The following is a 23,611-nucleotide window of genomic DNA, read 5'->3' on the forward strand; positions in this document are numbered from 1 at the left end:
ATCCGCCTTTCTTCAATCATCTGTTTCCCATTCCATATACGTATTGAAGTAATGATCCACACTGCTCGTTTTCATACGCGGTAAACAAATATCGATTAAAGAGCAGGACTTACATCCAGATCGATAACGTGCTGCTGGTGTTTCTCCGCGTTCAAACCACTCTCTCATGCCGCTTAGATAAGCTAAGACGCGTGAACGTAAGCTTTCGGTAAATAGCACTTCGACGCGGCGTTCCTTTTCCCCGTAAAATAAAGCTCCTTCGGCAATCGTTACATCCAGCATTTCTTCGAGACAGATCGCTTGGGCACAAAGTTGGACTTCATCCCAATCGTCAGGCTTTGGTTTGCCACGCTTGTACTCGACCGGAAAAGGAACCCACATTCCACGTCTACCGGCTAGTCTTGTACAATAACCGTGCGGTGTTGACTCATCTGCTGCGTGAAATTCAACGACATCCGATTTTCCGCTCAGTCCTAACCGTCTAGATACCAGAGGCATAGCGCGGGAAATGAGGAGCGAACCCCTCTTTTCGGTCAACCCCGGATTGTCCGCACGTTTATGCAACAGTTGACCTTCGTAGGTTTTGATATTTTCTTCCCATTGTTGTTCGATATGAATTAATGCCCATTGACGCGAACAAAACGAGTAATGCTGTAACCCCGATAACATCAGCAGTTCATCGTCTTCGTACAGTCGGCTCTCGTTCATCGTTCAATCATCGTCACACCTTCTGGAAGATCGCGGTCGTCTAATGAAATTTCGTAGTCGTGATAAGAACGTGCAGGCGTGTCCACGATTTTCTTCGTTTCGATTCGTTCAAACAATCGATGTGCGGGTGCATTGCCAAGTTTCGATGCGTGTTCGAACACGATCAATTTACGCAACGCCATTTGTCCACGAGAAGCGGAACGGTCATGTTCGAACATATTCACTAGCGATTCCCAAAGCAGTTCAAGATCTTCGGGTCCAAAATGTGTTTTTTCCGCCAGATGACCCGATACATAACCATCCATGCGGTAAAGCGCGTAAGGCACGATATGTTTGCGACCCATTTCCCGATCTTTTTCTGCACCTTCTTGCGTTACCGCTTGACGGGTAATCGTCGTTTCTTGTGAAAAGATTGGATCGATACTACGTGCAAAAGTGAATTGGATCGGTCCGCGAACTTGTCCGCAATTGACTTTGGTCGTCATTACGGCTCCGAATGCACGAACGTCATAGAAGTTATCACACATCCAGTGAGTCAGTTGCGTGGCTTCGGCGCGGTCTTTAGGCTTTAATTCTTTGAGTTTGGACACATCTTCTTCACGGATACTACGGTAAGCTTTGCGGTGTTGCTCGTTCAGTACCGCACCTTCAGTTACATAAATCCGATGTCCCTCGCCTTGTTCGCGTGTAATTTCAACATAGTTACGCACCTTTCGCTTGAGGCAGACATCCGTTACAATTCCGTGCCCGGTCTCTGGATCGATTCGCGGCATATTGCCCATATCAGGATCTCCATTAGGATTGCCATTTTGTACATCGAAAAAGATCGTAAATTCGTGTCGATTGATAGTAGGCACTTTGCTTTCTGTGGCTTGTTGTTCGACATTCATTTCTTTGGTTTGAATGGTTGTCATTGTGGAACCTCCGTTTCAGTAGTCACTTCTGATAAGTTTTCCGTAGCTGTTTGTTCTTTTGCGGGAGCACGGTAAGCAGTCTGATGATAGTACCCAAGCATGAATAATCCTTGTTGCTTCAAATCAAGATGATTCGGGAAAGCCTCTACGCCTTTTAAAATGCTGGTAATTTCGCTATCTCGGAATCTGCCATATTCAGCTTTTGCCATATGATGCTGTGCCAGACGAAGCAAGATCGGAAATACAGCAGCCGGCGTAGCCGAAGCGGAACCGAAATAGCGATCTTTGATCGTGGTATTCAGACGACCTGGACCGCCTGCCGCATCGGTCTGAGCACGTTCCAATACAGAGAATAGACGTCCAAGCCGGTACGCAACGGATTGTGCTTCTTCATTTAACATAGGCGTTAAAGCCTCCTTCATTTCTTGTTGGTGATGAATACGCGCATAACGAGTCAAATAGGCTTTGATGACAGAAGCTCGAATCCACGCGTTACGTGCATGTTCTCCGTAAGGAGACATTTGTCCGTCGACTCTGGCACGGCTCACGATTGCAGAGAATACGGAATACGGAAGCGTGCCGCCGCTTAGCATCGCGCGAAACCATTCACTTTCCATCGAGCCGGAAATATTTTTGCGCATTTTAGAGATTTCGCCAGTTTGCCGTACTGTTTGTAACATAATTTGAAATAGCGTTGGCAGATCGGATTTACGATTTCCCGGTGGCTGCATTTCCATATCGGACGCGTATTGACTGAGTTTACGGAATAATTCTTCGAATGAACTTTGCCAGAAAAACCGTACAGCCAGACGAGCATTATTGCCCGACATCCCAAGCACGTAAAAAGAAGCGTCTTTACTTGGCAACATGTTCGCTTCGACGGTTTCTGCATTTTTGACGCGCTCTAGCAAATCTTCCACATGCCGCGTTAATTGGGTATCTTCTTGGCGAGGTGCAGTCTTTGAAGCTTTGACAGATTCTTTTTCGGAGGATTCTGCTTTTGCTTCGTCCGAGTCTGTGGCACCAAATATTCCGTCAAAGAATCCACTGAATAATCCTTCTTGCGTTGTCCAGTCTTCTTGAGGTTCATTCGGTAAACGCTCTGCCCAGAACACGACCGTCATATCCCCCATTCGGCGCAATCGGTTATGTTCGGATAAAATGAGGTGGTTCAGTGCTTTGGCATAGCCGATTGAAGCTGCTTCGCTGAACGGTGCATTGTAGCTTTTTTCTTTTCCATACGACTCAGAAGCTTTGAAATTAAAAGAGACTAAGCTTGCGCCTGCTTGCTGTGCATTAAGTACGCCTTTGATATTGACTTTATGCACTTGAGCAAGAGGTTGATTTTCTAGCCCCGTCACCAAACAAGTTCCAAGCTTTGCATCGCTATCGACTTGTGCTTCCATAACGGCACGGTCCCATTCCTTCAATACTTCCGAAGTGTCGTGAATATAAAGTCGTTTTCCGCTTAACTGAAAAATCAGATTGTTATCCGTTGTACTTACAACTTTAAGAAGATCGTGATACAAAGGAAAATCACTTCGAATCACTTGCTCCGGGTTCCAATGTTCATAAAACGAGATCACAGACTTCGCTTCATCTGAATGAGAGGTCTGCAACAATCGTTTATGAAGTTCGGCGCTACTCGTAAATTTGGGCAAAGAAGTTTGAATGCCGCCCGCTTTATCTGTAACGATTCCTAAAATATATTCGGCTTTATCGGATAGAAAAAAAGGCTTGATTCCGCTTGTTCGTACTGGATGCTCCGGCACCATCTTTCGAACGGGAACCTGCTTCTTTCCACTCGCTACACGAATATCCATAATACTTAGCAATTCGCCGTTGCGATCAATTTCAAGCACGAACGATACTTTGTCGGAACTGTATCCGGGCTTTGACATCCCTGAATCTGGATCTTGCAGTAACTGTTCATATCGTTCGTATAGCGACTGTACAATCATGTGTGTACCTCCTTTTGAAGCAGGTTCGGCACATCGATCACGCCTTCACGCATGACCGCACGGAAAAACTTCGGCGAAATTTCTTCTCCATATTCCATATCCCATAACATCCATTGCAAGTCACGCTCCGTGACATGACGATACGACGATTCAGGTAGCGGGGCATCCGGCTCTAACCATTCAAAGTTCACCGGAAATTCTCGACATCCAAAATAAGGCTGGTGATAAAACTGACCTCCTCTTGCACGTCTAGAAAAAATACTATAATGCTTCTCAGGATTATCCGTTTCTCCTGCGCTAGACGTCATTTCGAAATGGGCTTCGATCACATAAGCAACATCTCGAAGCATGACAGTCATTCGCTGTTGGCGCTCTTCTGATGAAGCTAGATTAAGTACAGCATCTTTACCGTTCATCACGGATTTAATGTTCGAAGCGGAAATCTTGGACTCCACTTCATTACGCCGCACGGAGTCGAATGAAATTTCATTCAGCACATGAATCCGATCGACGACCCAACGAATCGCCGGTTTCCAGTGAATCGCTTCGAGAATTCCGCGCGCCGCCGAAGGGGTCATAACGTCGTAACTGACTCGTTCAGCTTTCATTTCTGGCCTTGTAAAGCACGCCCGATCTCCCCATACATGAAGTCTAATACCGTAAGCCATAAAGTTACTCCTTCCTGACGTTTCAAAAAAGCTAGATTAGCAAAAGCTCTTTACCCGCACTATCTTGCGAATATGGTTTTACACCTGTTTTAAGATCGTACCAAGCATAAGGTCTAGCTAAGGCAAATACCCCTTCACGAATCTGATTTAACTCTCCATTTCGTTGGTATTCATTAAATTCATGCGGATATAACTGAACGGTATACGGTTGAAGCGCACGCATGATCGTTCGCGTCGATAACACTTCTGTTTTTAATTTATCCAGCAATTGAGCAGCATGTCCTCGATAATAAGGAGCATCAGGATCTTCGCCTTTTTCCAAAGCTTCTCTACCTTCTTCTTCATCTACATAAGGAATCAATACCGTCTGCATCTGTGAATCGATCAATTGAAATTCTTTCGCAACGGTTTTGAAAGGAAACTGCATCTCTTTTGCATTTTCTTCTATCATTTTTAAAATACCTTTGGTGTCGGTCGGATCATGATTCTCATGTTGACTGTAGAAGAAAAGGTCTTCGAAATATTCATGCACCGCTTCGATAGATAACGGGCTTTGACCCCTCTCTTCGAATTTGACTAGCAGCTTGCGAGCGACCGAACCCGAAAGACTCATCCAACCGTCCGGCAAGCCTTTTTCTGTCTCAAATACGGTAACGACGCCAAGAATCGCTTCGCCATCTCGCATCAATCGACCGTTTCGATTACAACGTCCTGCGGCTTGGGCAATTGAGTCTATTCCTGCAAGCTCGCGGTATACGGTCGGAAAATCGATATCTACGCCGGCTTCGATTAGTTGCGTACTTACCAACACACAAGGCAACCCTTCTTCCAGACGACTTTTAACGATTTTCAAAATATCTTTGCGATGCTTCGGACACATCCTTGCGCTCAAATGATACAATTGATTTTCGTCGTAGCGTTCGGCAAGCGTCTCATACAGCAATCTCGCATTCCCTCGCGTATTCACAATACACAACGCTTGACTCCCGCTATCTTCGATCTGATCCGTTAACGATTCCCAATCTAAAATTCCCGCAAACCGAACGTTTACACGCTCAAACTGATCGTATCTATACTGCGGATTTTGTACGGTTTCTTGAATTGTAGAATGTAGTAGCAATTTAGATATAGGTGGCTGAGTCGCTGTACAAAACACGACGGAACATCCGTAATTGCGAACTAACTCCTCCAGCGCGTATAGACAAGGTCGAAAAAATCCGCCATTCATCATCTGAGCTTCATCCAAGACAATGACACTACCCGCGATATTATGTAACTTACGAGCAGGCGAGCGTCTAGCTGCAAATAACGATTCGAAAAATTGAACATTCGTTGTGACCACTATAGGCAATTCCCAATTCTCTTCAGCGAGCTTTTGGCGTTCTGTTGTTTCGTAAGCTTCGGATTTGGATTCATGTGTTTGATGTTGAAAATTCGAATGATGTTCCAACACATGCTTGTCTCCGAGAATATTTCGGAACTCTTGTGCATTTTGTTCAATGATGGAGGTATACGGAATCACATAAATGATGCGCCTCATCTGATGGGTTACAACATGTTCTAAGGCAAAGCCTAGTGAAACCTGAGTTTTTCCGCTTCCTGTCGGTAACGTCAGACTAAACATTCCTCTTGGGTCGCCAGCACGGAGCATCACTTCATCGAAAATTTCAGTACGCCAACGATCAATATTTCCGCGCGGAGTATGAAAATTTTGCGTACGGTAGAGATAAAAACGATCTTGGAGCTTTTTAAAAAGTTCTTCGTTTCGTTTATGATGAATTTCTTCGCGCTTGCGTAAAAGGTGTTGATCGGGATTGTCAAAACTTTCGGTATTGAGCGAATCGGCATCGACTAGACAGGAAAATAACATGCGGATAAAAAAGGAAAATTGAAGTCCATGTGTATCTGAAGTGGGTCCAGATTTTAAAGGAAAAGAGGTAGGAACCGCCGGTATTTGAATCTCGTTGTAAGCGGCTTGATAATTTTCGATATGATCGGTATTCGATAATCTTCTGCGTAACGTTGCATTGCCGTCGGCTTCTGACGTTCCATAGTCAGGCAGACCTGCATGATGACCGGCAATGATGTAGGCGAGAATTAAAGCAGCTACTTTCTCCGAACGGTTACTTGACCATCGTTCGACCAAAGCTAGCGCTCCAGCCGTCGCATGATCCACAGGTTTCGAAGAACCATCAAGACGATTTTGAAAAGCAATTGAATATTTGCCTAGATCATGCAACCGCCCTGCAATCTGCGCCCACTGCTGTGCATCAAAAGCACTTGCTAATTCTCCAGACAATCGCTCAACTTCAGTCAAATGCGTGTGAAGCAATTGCCATGTTGACTTATCGCTCGAATCGGTCGAGTGAGCGAAATAACGCAATATCTTCACCTCCGGCAGAATTAGAAATAGCAGAACATTTAGTTGCTTAATTGCCTAGATATACTAGTTCGTTTTTTAGGATATAATTTCCTTCTTGTACAAAAAGTTTTTTTGAGAGAATGAGTTTACATTTTTACGAATGAAAATTAGAATACAGATTAGAAATCTATTTTCTAGTTTACCGTTTGACTGGCTGATTGATTTCTACAAGACACTCTTTCCTGGCTACCATCTTGCTGGGCTGGATTGTCTTTTTTATTGCTCACTTGTATGCTATACCATTTCTTCATACCTAATACTATTAATTCTTGTATGTAAAAAGTGCGAACCTCAAGTGAACATGAAATCCCTGGGAGGTTCGCACCCCGCACTACATAAGGGATTGCGCATTTTTTGTTGTGTTTTTGTCCACTTTTCGATAGTCTGAATTTGAGGTTCGCACTTTTGGGCTCTTAAAGCCTTGCCTAGCAAGGGCTGAAAGTGGGTGCAGTCGCTCCCCGCGTGGGAGCGTGGATTGAAACCTGTAAGTCCCAACCGGGAAATGTAATTTTTGTGTCGCTCCCCGCGTGGGAGCGTGGATTGAAACAATTGGGACACGGCTAAGGTCAGGGGAGAGCTTTGGGTCGCTCCCCGCGTGGGAGCGTGGATTGAAACCCTGTGTCATAAAACACATCTGTGCATTTCGGTCGCTCCCCGTGCGGGAGCGTGGATTGAAACTCTAGGAACACTATTTTCTTTTGCCTTTGCTTCAGTCGCTCCCCGTGCGGGAGCGTGGATTGAAACGAGGGACTTGAACTGGTTACAACCTACGCCATTCGTTTGTAAAGCTTTTGAACGATCAACACAAAAGCAAAAATCAAGACCCTTAGCTCAGTCGGTTAGAGCTACCGCTTAACCAAGTCCATTCCAAAAACCAAAAAAGCATCAACCGACTCCCATCGGTTGATGCTTCTCCACATCCCAAACCCTAACCTTCCTCCACCTTCACCGTAACCCCTTCAAGCGCCACGCCAGCCGACTTCAAGAGCTTCAACTCCCGCTCCGCGCCAAGCTGCATCGTCTCGCCGCCCGCGACTTTCATGTTCCGCGATACCATGCGATGCACGACCGCGAACATCACTTCCAACACCTCTTGATCCGAACGCTGCGAATTAAGCAACTCCAGTTCATCCAAGCCAAAGTCGACCATCCCGTGCGTGTACGCCGCTCCACTGCTTGCTGATCGATATAGTCCCACGAATACCCACAAATTCACAGGCACCTCTTGTTGCTCTTGCAGCAATTCGGCACTTGCCAAATAATCCGCTCGGCTTATAAGTAGCGGCGCCGAGTACACGGCAAGCGTATTCAATTCTCCATCCAGCAATGCGGCGATCGTCTGTGTCAGGAACCGGTGTCCGCTCAGACCATTCGGCGCATTTCTCAATGTGACGACCATTTGCGCGGCATAGCCGCTGATTTCTTGCTCGGCTGTTGGCCATAGGCGATTGTATCGGCTATTTTCTTCCGCTTCCTGATTCGGCAGCGGCGACGGAACATATTCTGCTGTCGCTGTCATTCCGCGATAATGCACGATCACTTGCCCATTCGCTACGCCGCCTTCGGCATCTACACCTTGAAGACGAAGCTTCGGAAGCACCGAATCCAATTGCGGCTCTTGCGCATTTTTCAGCAAAATATAACGAGTTAACGTGACCGTATCCGCTCGGTGTTCAGGAATAACGCGCCATTCTTGATCTCGCCCGCTCGACGGTGAAGCGATTCGCTCCCCGGCATCTTGCGAAGTCGAAGTTCCAGATACCGTTGTTTCCTCATCTTCTTCCGTAAACTTTTTAAACCATTTTGTAAAAAAACTCATCGTTGTCAGACTCCTCTCCGTTTTTCGGCGGTTCGCGAATACCAAGACCCGCTCAGTATCCGCACCGTTACTCCGAAATTCGTCCGCTAGCTTCTTTTACAACAAATCTTTCATATAATAACGAATTTGCTTTCTCCACCATTGCCAATCGTGATTTACATCGTGACCCCAGAATTCGACGCGCGCCGGAATCGACTTATTGTACAACACTTCTTGCAGACGCGACGTCTCCGCCCGCATCTCGTCTTCCCATTCGCCTTGACCGCAGCAGATCACGATCCGGCTTCGGCGGTATTCTTCCAAGAGCGCATGGTCGTTAATCTCAGGCACATAATCCAGCGGCGAATTGTAATAAATCGCTCCGTCGCGGTACCCTCCGAAAAAGTGATTGACCGAATACACGCCGCTCAGCGCAAGCAGGGTATCGAAAAATTGCGGATGACGGAAAAAGAAATTCCCGCTATAATAAGCGCCCATCGAGCAACCGCTAATCAGAATCTTCTGGTCATGCCCGCTATTATTCGCTTTACTCTCATGCAAAATGCTTGGGATCAGTTCGTCGACGATATAATGATTATATTGTTCGTGGCGTCCGATCCGGTCTTGCATATTCCAATAGGAAGAGAAGAACGTTTCTTCGTCGATCGTATCGCACGCCCAGACTTGCAATTTACCTGCGTCGATCCACTCCGACAATTCATCGATCATCCCTGAATCTTCATATTGATAAAATCGTCCAAGCGACGTCGGGAACACCAACATCGGCTTGCCGCGATCTCCATATACTTTATATTCCATGTCGCGACCGAGCGCCGGACTATATTCTTTTCGATACTGAACCGTCACCATATAATACGCTTCCGCCCTTTCTTATTCCCACTCCGCATGAATGTAGTTGGCAATCTCACGTACACGATCCAGCGAATCGCCGCGGAATTGATAAGCACGGTCTCCGCTGGCACGGCTGAAGATCGCATCAATCTCATCATAACGCACAATTACATCGCCCAAATCGCGCATGATGTCTTCATGGCTATGCACATAATGTTTGCGGTCTTTGCGGCTCGCGTAACCTGTGAAATAACGACCTTCCGGCGGCGCTCCGCTTCCTCCGTGTACGACCGTTTTCGCCCATAGCGAATAGACGTCGACTTCATACGAATAATTGATGGCATCCGTCATCCAAGCGCCTGGTGGACGCATATTGACTTCAAGCGCGATTAGGCGCCCGTTTTTGTTGGACTTGAACAGTTCGATATGGAAAAACCGTTCCCGAATCCCGAAAGCTTCCAAGATACTGCGTCCCGCTTTTTCCACTTCAGGATCAACATTTTTCAAGCAGAAGTAACGAAGATGATCGTCATCGCTTACCACTTTCATAATGCTTTGTTCAAACCGATGGCTCGCTTGGAAACGTACAATCCCTTCGTGATCGATAATCCCGTCATACGTCAAAATGATCCCGTCGATAAATTCTTCCATAATAAACGCCGTATCGTCAGGGCGTGTATGTAAAAAGTAATCCAATTCTTCCTGATTGCTCAGCTTGTACGTATGACTTGCACCCGATCCCAAATCCGGTTTTACCACGACAGGGAATCCGTTTTCTTCTATAAAAGCCGCCGCGCTAATGGAATCCGGGTTTTTGAGGAAACGAACCGTATCTACGCCGCTTTTACGGAAAAAGTCTTTCATCTTCGATTTTTGCTTTAAATTATCGACAAAGTCTGCTTTCGTTCCATCGATATTAAAATCGGTGCGCATCTGTGCGTCGCTTTCTAACCAATATTCATTCATCGACTCAAAACGATCGATCTTGCCGTATTTATGAGTGAAAAATCCGACAGCTCGAAGCGTCTCTTCTTGATTCTCCATATTGTCGATGCGGTAATATTCCGTTAGCGCATCGCGCAATCTTTGAGGTAGGTCGTCATAGTTGGCATCGCCGATACCCAGTACCGTCGCACCCTCCTCATGCAAACGAATTGCAAATTCGCTACTACTCCCGGGGAAATGAGGAGAGAAAAACACAAAATTCATAATCGGACCGCCTCCATCGCAAGATTGTACTTAATTTATCAGTCTACAGGATTTTCGTCAATTTGAAGCAAAGAATTTGTAGGCTGATATGTAAAAACGCCACCGGACTGTTGCCCGGCGGCGAAGTTCGTCGCATCATTCGCGACTTTTACGGGGATGCACGAGTCAGTCGGCAAAGTCGCCTTCTTCCCCGATCGAGCCCGCTTCTACAACCTTTTTTCCAACCGTACTACCGATTTGATATGCGCCGCGTGAGGCGCTAGCCTACGATCTGCCAATCGGAGCATATTTGAGTTGTCTCCGTTTACGTTCAGCATCTGATACGCAAATCGATCCAGCATGCCCGTTTTACGATGGATTTCTACAAACATCGCAATTCCACTTGTATGCAGACGAAATTTCGGATGAACATACATCGAACGAACCATCAACAAATTCGAAGCCAATTGTTGGATCCCGATCCAGCCTGCAATTTCGCCGTTCACCTTCAAAAACATACTAAATTCCGCGTGCAATACTCGCTCTTCTTGAAAAGGCGAGATATCCGGTTCTAAGCTAGCCGCCATTTGTTCCAGCTTTGCTCGTTCTTCTACCGAAGCAGACATCAGCGGCTTGAGTTCGAAAAATTTAGGCAAGGTCAACCTTTGTAACAATTCATCTTTTTTTACGCTACCGGAACGCAGCATGTAACTTCGATATAATAATTGCTCATTGTCGTAGCCACGTTTGCGAAAAAAATCAAGCTCTGGCGTCGACCGATCTTTGCGTAGCGTCAGCGTTACCCGGCTAAGCATACAGCCCAACTCCAGTAGATGTCTTTCCGCTTCTTGCAGCATTCGGCTCCCCACACCCAAATTACGAAATAACTCAGGCGTATGAAGGACGCTGATACTGCCTATTTGCGAAGAAGGATGAGCGATCACCAATGCCGTTCCGGCAAAAAGCCCATCGATATCCGCTACAAGCCCGATAGCTCCAGAAGGTAATGGATCGCTTAGATTCGGCAAGTAAGTTTGGAATCGGTGCACATCAGCAGGTGAGACCTTGACGGTAATCATAGCAAACTCCTTTCTAATCCTTTTGCAACGTAGATGTATCTATCCATGATGACGATTTTGCAAGATTCCTAGTAGAGCTTGCTATGATTGCAATCTTACAAATAAAAGAGTGAATCTGTAGATTCGTTATAAGCAACTTCGTCCGGGGTTGGCGTTGGATTCGAGTCACCAGCTGGCGGATTCGTACTTTGGCTGTTATCTCCTGTAGAGTCTGACTCCGTTGCAGGCGGTGTAGACAAAGGCAGGTTTGGTGATGTTGGAGCCGGGTTCGGATCAGGTGTAGTTGGAATCGGTGGTGTAGGTAACGTTGGATATAATTGACTGTTTTTGTTCTTGTGATAAGCAATAGCACCGTCCAAAGCTGCTTTTTGAATATCCACTGCACCTTGGTAAAGAGGCGTTTGCTTGAGCAAGTCCTTCGATTTTGTGATCGCGTTACTCAAGGAGTTTGCGCTGTCTGGACTACCTTGAAAATCAATTAACGCTTGTTCAGCAGCTTGGATCGTAGCTTCCAAACTTGCAGTGTCCCAAGCAATCCGATGTTGATCAACTAAGGAACGCAATGAATTTAAACTCATAAGCAGCGAATATTCCAGCGTCGGATCAATTTCAAACAAGTTAGGCGATTGATTCGCAATATTCGTTACACCTTGATTAAATTCATCATAGAATTCTTGAGGGATCTGATATGGATTTGTACCCGGCTCAAGATCACTGTATTCGAAACTGACACTAAGCAAAGCTCTGGCAATCTGCGTGAAGTTTTTGGATTCTCGAAGACTTTGCGTTGTATTCGTCAGCGCAGAAGTCAATTGATCCGTTTCTTGCTGATTCATCTTTGTATCTTCAAATAGAATTTGCGCTTCTTTTAACAAGTTCTCAGCCGTTTGATAGATCCATTTTGGATAATCTTGACCGACTACATCGCCGATTTTCGCTTCAGTCAATGCCAATTTTGCATCTTCGATTGCAGCTTTCAGTGCCTTTTTATCTACTTCTACAACCGGGGTCGGCGTTGGGGTAGGGTTAGTCGGCGCAGGGCTTGGAGTCGGCGTTGTATCGAACACAGGCGCAGGGGTCATAGGCGTAATGAACGAACTTGTCAGTTGACCGTTCACCTGATTAATTTTACTGGATACAGCTGCAAAATTTTCGATCAATGAAGACGGTGTAACGTTTTGCGGTAGTTTCAATGTTTGAATCTGAGCATTGTTTCCTAACGAAATTTTTGAAGCTCCTGTAAGTTCCAGTGCTTTGATTTTCACGTCAATATTCAGCTTGGCAACTTTTGAATCCACCGTAACTATATCGATTTGCGAAACGTTGTCCCCAGTCAGATTCATATTGCTTTGAGTCGTTAAATTCGCCACTGTCGTTTCTTTCAATTCGACGTGTACGTTTTCTTTGTCTACTTTTACCGTACCGAGAGTTGCTTTGGCGAAAACAACCGTATTTTCATCGCCGCCTTGCACATTCGTGGTTCCTTTAATCGAAAGACTTTCACTGTAAAAGTCATGCTGAACTTTATTGCTAATATTTAAATCTCCGTCAATATTAAGATTGTTCAGTGTAAAGAAGTCGCCATTGACTGTAACATTCCCTTGAATTTTGGCTCCGTCGCCGTTCAACGCTACATTTCCGCTGAATTCGTTTTTGCCTGTAGCCGGTTCTTTCCCGGCAGCATTCAATTCCAGATTGCGCACCGACTGAATCACTCCGCCGGAGATGTTCACGTTTAATTTGGCTCCGATTAATGCAGATGCGTTATCCGTTGTGAACAGACCTGCGACTTCAGGTGCTGCGCTATACGTAACGCCGCCGAGCTTCACCATTCCGTTTGCCACGGATTCGATCGATTGCGTCTGCAAATTCGATGCGGCAAGCATCGCCGAAGCAGCTTCTCCGCGAAGCACAGGTTGACCCGGCTTGATTCCGCCTGCATAGATACTCAGTAAACCTGCCGAAGCACTTTGCTGTAACGCTTGTCTCGACCAAGTGCTTGCCGATTTCAAATCACTCTCGGAAATTACCGTTCCATCAAGTTGCAGAGGTGTCGTAGACAGATCCAAAGCTTTAGCCAGCACAACAGCCATCTGCTCTTGCGTGACTGGAGCATCCGGTAAAAAGGCATTCCCGCTACCATTCATCCAACCTTTGGCTTTCAAAGCTTCTACAGAAGCCGATGCCCATGACGAAGCTTTCACATCTTTATATGAAGACTTTGTACTTTTTGACGTATCCAAACCAAAAGTACGAGCAACAAGAACCGCAAATTCGGCACGTGTCAAAACACGCTTTTCAGCAAAATTGCCTTTGCTGTCGCCTTGAATCAAACCACGTAATGCAGCACGTTCAACGTCATTGCTTTGCAGAGTTAAAGAGTCAGAAGATGAAGATGCGGCTTGAGCAGCAAAAGGTGAAACGAGGGTACTTACAGCGATCACCGAAGCCGTAGCACTTTTTGCGGAGAATAATTTCGAGGCTGACTTTTTCATAAATAGCTCCTTATGACCTGTCATGAACAGACAAGTCTTCTAATGTTGTGATCTAATCATAGTTTAAATTGATGCAAAAGCAAGAGAAGAAATCGAAGAATTAAAAATTTTAATGAGTATACAAAAAGTGCAAAAAATCGAAACGTTTATAATCCCATAAAACAATCAAAAAAAGCTTATTAATCCCTTTTTCATTCACGAAAAAGGTACGGAAAACCCTTTGATTTTTGGATTTGTATATGGATATATTGTTCAAATTATAAATTTGCCTCCTCGTTCGATATAGGGTAATCAAAAAAGACCGAAATCCTCACGCTTCCGCGAGAAATCCCGATCTTTTTTTAATCTGGATATTTGCTTATTTACTCTGTTCGATAAATAGGAAGCACTAACGTAAACGTACTTCCTTCCCCCGGCATACTCGCAAGTTCCAGACTTCCTCCATGAGCCTGAGCAAGCGCGAGCGAAATCGAAAGCCCAAGCCCGGCTCCCCCGCTTCGACGTGATCTCGATTGGTCGCTACGGTAGAAGCGCTCGAAGATTTTGCTCTGAAGTTCCGGTGGAATCCCTGAACCGTTGTCTTGCACTTTAAGCCATAATTGATCACCGTGTACCGATAGATCAATCTGAATTTTCCCTTCCAAAGGATGTGTATGTTGCACCGCATTATTGAACAAATTGAGCACAATCTGCTTAATTTGATCCGCATCCCCTTGTACTTGAATTGTTTTCCCGCCTGCGGTATTGATCTGCACAATCCGATCGCCGGCAAGGATTTGTAAATGCGATTCTAACTCTTCTACTAGAGGGGCAGGTCTGATCGCCGTAAACTGTTTTTCAGGATTACGCTCTAACTTAACCAATGCCAGTAAATCTTCAACGAGCTTCGTCATTCGCTCCGATTCACTATGCATACTGCGCAGCGCCGAATGTAGTTGCTGTTCGCTAATCACATTCCCTCGAAGCAAGACTTCCAAAAAACCTCGGATCGAAGTTAGCGGCGTTCGCAGTTCGTGCGAAGCATCGGCAATAAATTGACGCATCCGCTCTTGGGATTCTTTTTCAGCGGCAAAAGCATGTTCAAGTCGTTCCAACATTCCGTTAAACGAAAGCGATAACCGATCAATCTCGGCTTGTCCTTGCTGATCCGGCAATCGCTCATTTAGCCTTCCGGCATCGATATCTTTGACTGTATTCACCATACGCGATAACGGGACAAGAGATTTACGCAATACCGGGCGGTAAAGTGCAACTCCGCCTGCCAAAGCCGCTACAGACAGAGCCGCGAAAATGCCTAGTTGACGCCATAAAATCGCTTTGATCGGTTCAGTCGGAATGCCAATCTGTAAGATCGGCATCCTCGCGTCTGCTGCCCGAAGGACAACCAACTGTTCATTTCCATTAGCATCGTTAGCCAATACATAACTCAGATTGCGACTCGGACGCGTCATACTTTCTGCCAAAGAACGTTGCTGGCTTGTACTCAATATCGGCGCGGGTACTCCGTACTGCGCGTTCAAATCATCGACCTCGCCATTGGGATGAATAGCCGCAAGTGACAATCCGCTGAGCAAAAATTCCCGTTGCCCCGGAGGAAGCGGCGGCTCCATTTCAGAACTGCCAAGCTCGTCGGTATTCGCATCAGAGCTTACTGTATTTGCTTGTTGTCTAGCGCCGGTCTTCTGAATAGCTTCATAAGAAATGGCTGCACGTTTTTGCGTATCGGCACGCCATTCTTCGATTAATAACGGCGGAACCGAACGAAACTGAGCTTCCAACGTCTCCGCTTGATTTTGATACAAAAAACCGCGCATCAAAAAATATTGCAGACTGCCGATCAAGATCAATAGTGCCGCAAGAACAATCAACGAACGTGCCAGCAGTTGCCCGTATAGCGTTCGGCTAGACCCTTTCACGATAAATCCATCCGATAACCGGCGCCGCGTAGTGTGCGAATAAGCTTGTGTTCTTTGTCGCCTAATTTCTCGCGCAGAGCACGAATATACACTTCGACGATATTTTCTTCCCCACCGAATTGATAGCCCCAGACATGATCCAAAATTTTGGCTTTGCTCAGCACACTGCCATGATTTAAAACCATAAATTTAAGCAGACTGTATTCTGTCGGTGACAACGTCAAAGGTTGGCCTTTGTACAAAATTTCGCCTCCACGCTCATCGATACGGAAAGGTCCCATTTCGACATTACCGATCAAATTCGGAAACTGATTACGCAACCGTGCATGAATCCGCGCCAGCAATTCTTCGAAACTAAAAGGCTTCACGACATAATCGTCTGCTCCAAGTGTCAGCCCGGTAATCCGATCATCCACCGCATCTTTGGCTGTCAGCATGATGACCGCAACCGGTTCGCTTTTCGCTTTTAACCTTCGACATACATCAAATCCATTTAGCTCCGGCATCATGATATCCAAAATCGCGATATGCGGCTTAAATGCTTCTGCTTTTTCCATCGCTTCGCTTCCATTCTCGGCTGTACATACTTCATAACCCTCTCCCGCTAATCCCAATTCCAAAAACTGTAGAATATGCGGCTCATCGTCGGCTAATAAAATTTTTATGCCTTTTTCGCTGCTCAAGGTTTATCCTCCGTTCATGTCCAAGCCTATTGCCCGGATGATTTCTATCGCCCATTATGCCTTATCCCTAAGCCTTTCAGCAAACATTCAGTTGGTTCTCAGGATGGTTTCAGGTAGAGGTGCCACAATAAAAAGCAATAAGGCTCGCAGCTGGAGACTCCGCGCAGACAATGATCATCGCATCTTGCGGCTTTAACGATACTTAAGGAGTGACTTGACTAAATGAAATCCCAAGCGAAATTTCGCCCGGACTTCTGGCTGCTCGCTACGGCACTGATTGCCCTGTTTTTGAATGGATGGAATATCTGGGAAGAAAATTATTCCAACACGTATTACACCGTCGCAGTGGCGAGCATGATGGAGAACGTACATAACTTCTTTTATGCTTCGCTCGATTCCGCTGGGTCGGTTACGGTCGACAAACCACCGGTCGCATTCTGGATTCAGACGATCAGCGCATTAATTTTCGGATTGCATGGTTGGAGCGTGGTTTTACCGCAAGCTTTGGCAGGCGTAGGCTCCGTGATTCTGGTGTATCTGCTCGTCAAGCCTTCTTTCGGCGTCTGGGCTGCTCGATTAGCCGCAATCGGAGCCGCGTTCACGCCAGTAGCGGTTGCGGTTAGCCGCACGAATAATATCGACAGCTTGTTGGTATTCACGCTGATGCTTGCGAGCTGGTTGTTGTTCCGGGCGGTGCGAAAAGGCGGAATGTGGAGCCTGCTCGGCGCGTTTGCCGTGATTGGTATCGGATTCAATATGAAAATGCTTCAAGCGTATATGGTACTCCCTGCTTTCTATCTGTTTTATCTATTAGCTGCTAAGTACGGTTGGAAAAAGAAAGTGATGTCTTTGATTGCGGCTACCGCGGTCGTAGCTGTTGTCTCCGTCTCGTGGGCAGTTATCGTTGATTCTGTACCCGCGAGCGAGCGACCGTTTATCGGCAGTAGCGGAACGAACTCTGTGCTCAATCTGGCTTTCGGTTATAACGGGGTATCTCGCTTGACCGGCGACCGCAGTACAGGTGCGGCAAGCGGTTCGGATCAAGGCTTTGGAGGTCAGATGCCGAACTTCGGAGGACAATCCCCTGCCGATGACGGTGGCGGACGCGGCAACTTCGAAGGATTCGGAGGACAAGGCGGAATGCCTGACGGTCAAAACGGCGGAGTCGGCGGGATGAACGGTGGAGGAATGTTCAACACCGGCGAAGCAGGCCCGTTGCGTTTATTCCAAGCCGAACTTTCCGGGCAAGCAAGTTGGCTGATTCCTCTGGGTCTGATCGGCGCATTCGCTATACTGGCAAGCTGGCGTCGACGAAATTTCACCGATAAGCACAAAGAAATTATTTTCTGGTTAGCTTGGCTTGTTCCTGTCGCAGGATTCTTTAGCATCGCAGGCTTTTTCCATCAGTACTATCTCATTATGCTAGCCCCGCCAGTCTCGGCATTAGCGGGTGCGGCAATTACAGAAATGTGGGATGCCTATCGGAACCGGGAAGGATTTGTTTCATGGTTATTACCTATATCCATCCTTGTAACAGCCGGATTCTCTTGGTTTATCCTTCATCCATACGACGACACGATCGGCAGCTTCTGGTCAATCGGCGTATTGATTCTGGGCATCGCTGCTGCCGGATCGCTAATCGCATTCCAGCGCAGAGATTATAGTCGCTTGAGGCAAGCTTCATTGATCGCAGGGCTTGCCGCTATGTTGATCGGTCCGATTTATTGGTCATTCACACCGATCGTCTATGGCCAAAATGCGCAACTTCCGGCAGCCGGACCAGACGGTGGAAGTGCAGCATTCGGTGGAGGCAGGCGCGGAAACTTCCCAGCTTCGGCTCAATTCGAAGGAGGAATGCCGGGCGGTAATCCTTCAGCGACAACGGGTGATAACGCGGCAACTGACCCATCCGGTGCTGACAGTGACTCAACGCTTAACCCTACGGAAAATGCTCCATCAGGATTAAGTAGCGCAATGCCAAGCGGATTCCCTGGACTGAATGAGTCTGAATCGGCTAATCCAAAATTGCTCGCTTACCTGCGTGAACATAACACAGGCGAACCTTATCTGATGGCAGTCACCAATTATACGACAGCTGCGCCTTACATGATCGACGAAGGCGAAAGCTTGGTTATCCTGAATGGCTTCAATGCCTCTGACCAAGTCTATACGCCTGAGACACTCGAAGCTCTTGTACGTAGCGGCAAAGTCAAATATTTCTTGCTCGGCGGCGGAATGGGCGGAGGTCGAGGCGGCAATTCCGAGGTCACGGCTTGGATCACCGAACAGGGTACCGAAATTCCGACATCTGAATGGCAAGATAACGCAGACGCAAATCCCAACACTTCGACTGCCGATACCCAAAATCCGTTCGGAGTCAGCAATACCCTGACTTTATATGAAGTAACGTTACCGGAATAACGATTCCGACGAATTCCCATTTTTCAAGGAGGCGAATACGATGAATAACCAAGCGAAAATTTCCGTTATTATCCCGATGTACAATGAAGAAGCGGTAATCGCCGAGACGTACCGCCGTTTGTCGGACGTGATGCGCCGAACTGGAGAAAGCTACGAATTGCTATTCATTAACGATGGAGGCGTAGATCGCTCGCCAGATATCATCCGTGAGCTAGCGCTTCGCGACGAATCGGTCAAGCTGATCGACTTCTCCCGCAACTTCGGTCATCAGATCGCAGTTACCGCAGGCATGGATTACGCTTCCGGCGATGCCGTTGTGATCATTGACGCGGATCTGCAAGATCCTCCGGAACTCATACTCGATATGCTGGACAAATGGCGTGAGGGATACGAAGTGGTCTATGCCAAACGTTCCAAACGAAAAGGCGAATCTTTGTTCAAAAAGTGGTCGGCATCTCTCTTCTATCGTATTTTGCATGCTTCGACCGAGGTGCCGATTCCTGTCGATACCGGTGATTTCCGACTGATCGACCGCAAAGTCTGCGACGAGATGAATCGTCTCGGCGAACGCAATCCTTTTGTACGCGGATTAGTGAGCTGGACCGGATTCCGTCAGACTGCGATCGAATACGAACGCGATGAACGGCTAGCGGGCGAAACGAAATATCCGCTCAAAAAGATGATTAAACTTTCGCTAGACGGTCTAACTTCCTTCTCCCATAAACCGCTTAAAATGGCAGGTTACGCCGGAGCCATCATGTCGGCGGGTGGATTTATCTATATGCTGTACGTCATAGCGGTCGCACTGTTCACGGACAGCACGATGCGCGGCTGGGCTTCTACCATCTGCCTAATGCTGATTTTTAACGGATTCACGTTAATCATGCTTGGCGTAATCGGCGAATACATCGGACGGATTTATGATGAAGTCAAAGGCCGCCCACTCTACATCGTGCGCGAAACGCAAAATATGCAGCGGACGCCTTCGCGTGAGATTAATGTTCGAACTCGTTTTGCGTCAGATTCGTATGACCATACGCCTGTTGCCGCATCTTTCACCGTAAATCGCGAAATGAAGGCTGACCTATATGCCGCTCGTTCTGAGGGATATCCGAGTGAAACTTCGCAACCTGTCGCGCCGCGTTCGGGAAATCAAGTACCGAATGACGGACGTATTGGCGCCGTTCCTGTACATCATGCCAACATAAGCGACTCTGCTCCTTTCCGGGATCACGCCCATTATCCGACCGGAAAAAGATCGACTTCGAACCCTATTGCTCACCATAGTACAGGAAGAGGCGATCACCGATGAAGATCCGCAAAGCCGTGATTCCTGCCGCAGGTCTAGGCACCCGCTTTCTTCCGGCTACCAAAGCTCAACCGAAAGAAATGCTTCCGATTGTCGACAAACCGGCGATTCAATATATCGTGGAGGAAGCGGTCGCGGCTGGAATTGAAAGCATCATTATCGTAACAGGTCGAAATAAGAAATCGATCGAAGATCATTTTGACAAATCAGTCGAGCTGGAGCAGCAGCTTGAAGCCAAGAGCAAACTGGACTTATTGGAAAGTGTGCGCTCAATTAGTTCGATGGCGATGATCCATTATATCCGCCAACGCGAACCTTTAGGCTTAGGTCATGCTATTTTATGTGCAAAACAGTTCATTGGGGATGAACCTTTTGCCGTATTGCTCGGCGACGACATTATGGTCGCTGATCCACCCGCGCTTCGGCAAATGACTCATTTATATGAAGAAAGCGGTCAGCATATCGTAGGCGTACAACCTGTCCCGTATACCGAAGTTAATAAATACGGGATTCTGGTGCCCGGCACCTCGCAAGGTCGGATGCATATAGCGGCAGGTCTGGTCGAAAAACCAGCACCTCAAGATGCCCCTTCCAATATGGCGGTTATGGGGCGTTATATTCTTAACCCTTCGATTTTTGAGATTCTCGAATCGATTCCTCCCGGTGCAGGAGGCGAATATCAATTAACGGATGCGCTACATGCTGCCTGCGCCGAAGAAGGGTTGCTTGCTCTGGAACTTGAAGGCGACCGTTACGATATTGGCAATAAATTTGGTTATATGAAAGCCATCTTGGAAATCGGTCTGCGCCGCAAAGAGCTGTCTCCGATGTTGCTAGAGTATCTGCATGAATTGGTTTCTCGTCCGGAATATGCGGTGAAAACCGCTTCTAGCGTTCAGGATATTGGGTAATCGGGGGATTGAAGGAATAGATTTCAAGTTCTAACGGACTTTTTACTTAGATTAGGTATAAGGCTTGGTTCGCTGAATTGACGGCGAACTAAGCCTTTATTTGATAGAGAGAAAAGTGCGAACCCCAAGCTCCCATGAAATCCCTGGGAGGTTCGCACCCCGTGCTACGTAAGGGATTACGTAGTTTTTGTTGTGTTTTTGTCCACTTTTCGATAGTCTGAATTTGAGGTTCGCACTTTTGGGCTCTTGAAGCCTTGCGCAGTAAGGGCTGAAAGTGGGTGCAGTCGCTCCCCGTGCGGGAGCGTGGATTGAAACATTTTGACCGAACCCGCGGTACCGACGCCTTTGGTCGCTCCCCGTGCGGGAGCGTGGATTGAAACCGTATCGACATCCAGCAGGTACAAGAACCTCTGGTCGCTCCCCGTGCGGGAGCGTGGATTGAAACATCTCGTTCATCACGTTCGTTAAAAACGTGTCATTGTCGCTCCCCGTGCGGGAGCGTGGATTGAAACTCCGGTTGACTCAATGACCTCAACATCACCTGTTGGTCGCTCCCCGTGCGGGAGCGTGGATTGAAACGTTGTGCATCGTTTGGACTTCCGACATTAGCCGCGTGTCGCTCCCCGTGCGGGAGCGTGGATTGAAACGGGCGAGGCGACTGAGATCATTGCCAAAGTTGCCGTCGCTCCCCGTGCGGGAGCGTGGATTGAAACCCTATCACATTTAGCAATGGTTGCTATTGCCTTGTCGCTCCCCGTGCGGGAGCGTGGATTGAAACTCTTGCTTAAGCAGATCCAGATATTCTTTAGACGAGTAGCTCCCCATGGGGGAGCTTTTTTAAATTCCTTAATCCTCACCAAACTCCCTCCTTCATCCTCCAAACCGTTGCCCAAGAAGCAGATATGGGATACGATGCAAACAGACTCTTCCGCGGCTAAGCAGTAGGAATATTACGCCGGATCGGAAACAAAAAAGGAGAACCTCATGACGCATAAACGCTACTACGATTCTGCTTATTTACAAGAATGGACAACTGTTATTCAAGAGGTCATTTCAGATCCAAAAGGAATCTGTGTCCGCTTGGATGAGACAGCTTTTTATCCTGAAGGTGGCGGGCAACCCGGCGATTCCGGATGGATCGGAGAAGTTCGTGTCTTGGATACATGGAGCCAAAATGGCGAAGTCCTGCATCTCGTTGAAGCTTCGCCTGGCGAGCCGGGAAGCGAAGTCTTTTGCAAATTAAACTGGGAACGCCGCTTCGATCATATGGAGCAGCATAGCGGACAACATCTATTATCGGCTACCATCTTGGGACTGATGCAGGCTGCCACGTTGAGCTTCCATCTCGGCGCCGATTACGCCACGATCGACGTTGAGCGTTCCGAATGGACGCAGGAAGAATTGCATGCGGTTGAGCGAGAAGTCAATATCCGAATTGTGCGTAATCTGCCGATTCGCAGTTATTTCGTCAGCAGCGAAGAAGCTGCACGCTTACCTCTCGTCAAAGCCCCTTCTGTCGAAGGCGAAGTACGAATCGTCGAGATTGAAAGCATCGAATATAACGCTTGCGGTGGAACACACGTGAGTACTACAGGAGAACTCGGTATCCTCAAGTTACTACGTGCCGAGAAACAAAAAGGACATCTTCGCTTAACTTTCAAGACGGGACTACGTGCGCTGGATGAGTTCGTCACACAGACAAAAGTACTGTCCACTCTCTCCTCCAAGCTCAGTACGCCCAAAGACGAACTGATCGAACGATTGGATAAACTGGTCGAAGAAGATCGCCGGAAGCAAAGCGAATTGAACACTTTACAGCAACGACTAGATCAATATATCGCGGACGAATTACTGAATGAAGCTTTACGCTCAGAAGGCATTGTTGCTGAACTATTCAGCGATCGGAATGCAAAAGAACTACAAAGTCTTGCAACAACGATTGCCGCAAAAAACGCCGGGGTTCCAATCTTGCTTGGTTCATTAACTGAATTCAAATTCATTCTTGCCCACGGCGGCGAAGCCGATTTTTCTTGCGGTGCCCTGTTCAAAGAAACGCTATCGACTTTCGGAGGTCGCGGCGGAGGAAACGATCGATTGGCTCAAGCCGGCTTTCCATCGGCATCCGAATTCACGAATTTTTATGATATGTTAAAGCAACGTCTGAGTAACTTGTAAACAAAAAACTTGTGCAATTTTTTGATGTTTGACCTTGCCGTTTTGCTCACATACAAGCTACAATAGAGAATGATTCTCAATAACTATGGATCTAATCGTTAAATAGAGAGA

The 23,611-nt window shown here is 47.1% G+C and carries 16 protein-coding genes and 2 CRISPR repeat arrays; of the genes, 4 read left to right on the plus strand and 12 right to left on the minus strand.

The window, feature by feature from the left end; translation table 11 throughout:
• Positions 1–12 precede the first annotated feature (12 nt).
• From cas4 to NOM90_RS03765, 12 genes are all read right to left on the minus strand, one after another.
• Positions 13–708, minus strand: coding sequence for a CRISPR-associated protein Cas4 (gene cas4, locus NOM90_RS03710; RefSeq protein WP_255940090.1), 696 nt, complete (start codon positions 706–708; stop codon positions 13–15).
• Entirely contained in the window at positions 705–1,622 is a 918-nt protein-coding gene (gene cas7c, locus NOM90_RS03715; RefSeq protein WP_255940093.1) for a type I-C CRISPR-associated protein Cas7/Csd2, read from the minus strand. Before cas7c ends, cas4 begins: the two co-directional genes overlap by 4 nt.
• Positions 1,619–3,583: a type I-C CRISPR-associated protein Cas8c/Csd1 gene (cas8c, locus tag NOM90_RS03720; protein ID WP_255940095.1), complete on the minus strand. Its 1,965-nt coding sequence runs from the start codon at positions 3,581–3,583 to the stop codon at positions 1,619–1,621. The genes cas7c and cas8c overlap by 4 nt, the downstream gene beginning before the upstream one ends.
• Positions 3,580–4,251, minus strand: a complete 672-nt coding sequence (cas5c, locus tag NOM90_RS03725) for a type I-C CRISPR-associated protein Cas5c (protein ID WP_255940097.1) — start codon at positions 4,249–4,251, stop codon at positions 3,580–3,582. The genes cas8c and cas5c overlap by 4 nt, the downstream gene beginning before the upstream one ends.
• 31 nt (positions 4,252–4,282) lie before the next feature.
• Positions 4,283–6,634 (minus strand): CRISPR-associated helicase Cas3', encoded by a 2,352-nt coding sequence (gene cas3 / locus NOM90_RS03730; protein ID WP_255940098.1) that lies wholly within the window; start codon positions 6,632–6,634, stop codon positions 4,283–4,285.
• Between the two features lie 489 nt (positions 6,635–7,123).
• Positions 7,124–7,417: a CRISPR direct-repeat array (repeat unit 32 nt; unit sequence GTCGCTCCCCGTGCGGGAGCGTGGATTGAAAC).
• A gap of 184 nt (positions 7,418–7,601) precedes the next feature.
• Positions 7,602–8,492 carry a DUF4261 domain-containing protein gene (locus NOM90_RS03735; protein ID WP_255940099.1) on the minus strand — a complete coding sequence of 297 codons (891 nt, stop codon included), beginning with the start codon at positions 8,490–8,492 and terminating at the stop codon, positions 7,602–7,604.
• A gap of 96 nt (positions 8,493–8,588) precedes the next feature.
• Positions 8,589–9,341: an esterase family protein gene (locus NOM90_RS03740; RefSeq protein WP_255940100.1), complete on the minus strand. Its 753-nt coding sequence runs from the start codon at positions 9,339–9,341 to the stop codon at positions 8,589–8,591.
• Positions 9,342–9,362: 21 nt separating this feature from the next.
• Positions 9,363–10,532 (minus strand): ATP-grasp domain-containing protein, encoded by a 1,170-nt coding sequence (locus NOM90_RS03745; protein WP_255940101.1) that lies wholly within the window; start codon positions 10,530–10,532, stop codon positions 9,363–9,365.
• A 206-nt stretch (positions 10,533–10,738) separates the two neighbouring features.
• Positions 10,739–11,590, minus strand: a complete 852-nt coding sequence (locus NOM90_RS03750) for a GNAT family N-acetyltransferase (RefSeq protein WP_255940102.1) — start codon at positions 11,588–11,590, stop codon at positions 10,739–10,741.
• A 95-nt stretch (positions 11,591–11,685) separates the two neighbouring features.
• Positions 11,686–14,085 carry an S-layer homology domain-containing protein gene (locus NOM90_RS03755; protein WP_255940103.1) on the minus strand — a complete coding sequence of 800 codons (2,400 nt, stop codon included), beginning with the start codon at positions 14,083–14,085 and terminating at the stop codon, positions 11,686–11,688.
• A 362-nt stretch (positions 14,086–14,447) separates the two neighbouring features.
• A complete protein-coding gene (locus tag NOM90_RS03760; RefSeq protein ID WP_255940105.1) occupies positions 14,448–16,001 on the minus strand; it encodes a sensor histidine kinase in 1,554 nt (517 codons plus the stop codon).
• The gene (locus NOM90_RS03765) at positions 15,998–16,684 is read right to left on the minus strand and encodes a response regulator transcription factor (protein ID WP_255940106.1); all 687 of its coding nucleotides are present in this window, start codon (positions 16,682–16,684) and stop codon (positions 15,998–16,000) included. The genes NOM90_RS03760 and NOM90_RS03765 overlap by 4 nt, the downstream gene beginning before the upstream one ends.
• A 222-nt stretch (positions 16,685–16,906) precedes the next feature.
• On the opposite strand from NOM90_RS03765, the gene NOM90_RS03770 reads away from it, so the two are divergent.
• From NOM90_RS03770 to NOM90_RS03785, 4 genes are all read left to right on the plus strand, one after another.
• On the plus strand, positions 16,907–19,105 hold the full coding sequence (locus NOM90_RS03770; RefSeq protein WP_255940107.1) for a glycosyltransferase family 39 protein: 2,199 nt from the start codon (positions 16,907–16,909) through the stop codon (positions 19,103–19,105).
• Between the two features lie 40 nt (positions 19,106–19,145).
• Entirely contained in the window at positions 19,146–20,417 is a 1,272-nt protein-coding gene (locus NOM90_RS03775) for a glycosyltransferase family 2 protein (protein WP_370866558.1), read from the plus strand.
• Positions 20,414–21,325, plus strand: coding sequence for a UTP--glucose-1-phosphate uridylyltransferase GalU (gene galU, locus NOM90_RS03780; protein ID WP_255940108.1), 912 nt, complete (start codon positions 20,414–20,416; stop codon positions 21,323–21,325). Before NOM90_RS03775 ends, galU begins: the two co-directional genes overlap by 4 nt.
• 283 nt (positions 21,326–21,608) lie before the next feature.
• Positions 21,609–22,103: direct repeats of the CRISPR family, unit length 32 nt; unit sequence GTCGCTCCCCGTGCGGGAGCGTGGATTGAAAC.
• A gap of 206 nt (positions 22,104–22,309) precedes the next feature.
• A complete protein-coding gene (locus NOM90_RS03785) occupies positions 22,310–23,500 on the plus strand; it encodes an alanyl-tRNA editing protein (protein WP_255940109.1) in 1,191 nt (396 codons plus the stop codon).
• Positions 23,501–23,611: the final 111 nt, after the last annotated feature.

Source organism: Saccharibacillus sp. JS10, from assembly GCF_024436065.1.
Lineage (GTDB): Bacteria > Bacillota > Bacilli > Paenibacillales > Paenibacillaceae > Saccharibacillus.

Bases quoted from the DNA above. Each gene is read 5' to 3' on its own strand.
- galU (WP_255940108.1), top strand. From the start codon at position 20,414: ATGAAGATCCGCAAAGCCGTGATTCCTGCCGCAGGTCTAGGCACCCGC.
- NOM90_RS03775 (WP_370866558.1), top strand. From the start codon at position 19,146: ATGAATAACCAAGCGAAAATTTCCGTTATTATCCCGATGTACAATGAA.
- NOM90_RS03770 (WP_255940107.1), top strand. From the start codon at position 16,907: ATGAAATCCCAAGCGAAATTTCGCCCGGACTTCTGGCTGCTCGCTACG.
- NOM90_RS03735 (WP_255940099.1), bottom strand. From the start codon at position 8,492: ATGAGTTTTTTTACAAAATGGTTTAAAAAGTTTACGGAAGAAGATGAG.
- cas4 (WP_255940090.1), bottom strand. From the start codon at position 708: ATGAACGAGAGCCGACTGTACGAAGACGATGAACTGCTGATGTTATCG.
- NOM90_RS03750 (WP_255940102.1), bottom strand. From the start codon at position 11,590: ATGATTACCGTCAAGGTCTCACCTGCTGATGTGCACCGATTCCAAACT.
- NOM90_RS03785 (WP_255940109.1), top strand. From the start codon at position 22,310: ATGACGCATAAACGCTACTACGATTCTGCTTATTTACAAGAATGGACA.
- NOM90_RS03740 (WP_255940100.1), bottom strand. From the start codon at position 9,341: ATGGTGACGGTTCAGTATCGAAAAGAATATAGTCCGGCGCTCGGTCGC.
- cas8c (WP_255940095.1), bottom strand. From the start codon at position 3,583: ATGATTGTACAGTCGCTATACGAACGATATGAACAGTTACTGCAAGAT.
- NOM90_RS03745 (WP_255940101.1), bottom strand. From the start codon at position 10,532: ATGAATTTTGTGTTTTTCTCTCCTCATTTCCCCGGGAGTAGTAGCGAA.
- cas5c (WP_255940097.1), bottom strand. From the start codon at position 4,251: ATGGCTTACGGTATTAGACTTCATGTATGGGGAGATCGGGCGTGCTTT.
- NOM90_RS03755 (WP_255940103.1), bottom strand. From the start codon at position 14,085: ATGAAAAAGTCAGCCTCGAAATTATTCTCCGCAAAAAGTGCTACGGCT.
- cas7c (WP_255940093.1), bottom strand. From the start codon at position 1,622: ATGACAACCATTCAAACCAAAGAAATGAATGTCGAACAACAAGCCACA.